This window comes from Streptomyces sp. NPDC014676, from assembly GCF_043084105.1.
Lineage (GTDB): Bacteria > Actinomycetota > Actinomycetes > Streptomycetales > Streptomycetaceae > Streptomyces.
The window spans coordinates 1-1,735 of the sequence record NZ_JBIBZI010000043.1; the positions used below are offsets into that span (position 1 = coordinate 1).

2 rRNA genes (1 of these 2 cut by a window edge) are annotated in these 1,735 nt (G+C 57.3%); both read right to left on the minus strand.

The window, feature by feature from the left end:
- Positions 1-117 (minus strand): 5S ribosomal RNA (gene rrf / locus ACF1DX_RS38970).
- Positions 118-205: 88 nt separating this feature from the next.
- Positions 206-1,735: ribosomal RNA gene (locus ACF1DX_RS38975) — 23S ribosomal RNA — on the minus strand; it runs 1,669 nt beyond the window's last position.

Sequence of the window (1,735 nt, forward strand, 5' to 3'; positions counted from 1 at the left end):
GTTCGGCGGCGTCCTACTCTCCCACAGGGTCCCCCCTGCAGTACCATCGGCGCTGTAAGGCTTAGCTTCCGGGTTCGGAATGTAACCGGGCGTTTCCCCTACGCTATGACCACCGAAACACTATGAAACACTCAACCGCACCACACCGTGACCGGGCATGGGGTTGTTCGTGGTTTCAGAACCAACACAGTGGACGCGAGCAACTGAGGACAAGCCCTCGGCCTATTAGTACCGGTCAACTCCACACGTTACCGTGCTTCCATATCCGGCCTATCAACCCAGTCGTCTACTGGGAGCCTTACCCTCTCTAGGAGGTGGGAGTCCTCATCTCGAAGCAGGCTTCCCGCTTAGATGCTTTCAGCGGTTATCCCTCCCGAACGTAGCCAACCAGCCATGCCCTTGGCAGAACAACTGGCACACCAGAGGTTCGTCCGTCCCGGTCCTCTCGTACTAGGGACAGCCCTTCTCAAGACTCCTACGCGCACAGCGGATAGGGACCGAACTGTCTCACGACGTTCTAAACCCAGCTCGCGTACCGCTTTAATGGGCGAACAGCCCAACCCTTGGGACCGACTCCAGCCCCAGGATGCGACGAGCCGACATCGAGGTGCCAAACCATCCCGTCGATATGGACTCTTGGGGAAGATCAGCCTGTTATCCCCGGGGTACCTTTTATCCGTTGAGCGACGGCGCTTCCACAAGCCACCGCCGGATCACTAGTCCCGACTTTCGTCCCTGCTCGACCCGTCGGTCTCACAGTCAAGCTCCCTTGTGCACTTACACTCAACACCTGATTGCCAACCAGGCTGAGGGAACCTTTGGGCGCCTCCGTTACTCTTTAGGAGGCAACCGCCCCAGTTAAACTACCCATCAGACACTGTCCCTGATCCGGATCACGGACCCAGGTTAGACATCCAGCACGACCAGACTGGTATTTCAACGACGACTCCACCCGAACTGGCGTCCGAGCTTCACAGTCTCCCAGCTATCCTACACAAGCCGAACCGAACACCAATATCAAACTGTAGTAAAGGTCCCGGGGTCTTTCCGTCCTGCTGCGCGAAACGAGCATCTTTACTCGTAGTGCAATTTCACCGGGCCTATGGTTGAGACAGTCGAGAAGTCGTTACGCCATTCGTGCAGGTCGGAACTTACCCGACAAGGAATTTCGCTACCTTAGGATGGTTATAGTTACCACCGCCGTTTACTGGCGCTTAAGTTCTCAGCTTCGCCACCCCGAAGAGTGACTAACCGGTCCCCTTAACGTTCCAGCACCGGGCAGGCGTCAGTCCGTATACATCGCCTTACGGCTTCGCACGGACCTGTGTTTTTAGTAAACAGTCGCTTCTCGCTGGTCTCTGCGGCCACCCCCAGCTCAGAGCGCAAAGCTCATCACCGGATGTGGCCCCCCTTCTCCCGAAGTTACGGGGGCATTTTGCCGAGTTCCTTAACCATAGTTCACCCGAACGCCTCGGTATTCTCTACCTGACCACCTGAGTCGGTTTAGGGTACGGGCCGCCATGAAACTCGCTAGAGGCTTTTCTCGACAGCATAGGATCATCCACTTCACCACAATCGGCTCGGCATCAGGTCTCAGCCTCAATGAACGGCGGATTTGCCTACCGTCCGGCCTACACCCTTACCCCGGGACAACCACCGCCCGGGATGGACTACCTTCCTGCGTCACCCCATCACTCACCTACTAACCGCTTGGGCCGGCGGCTCCACCACTCCG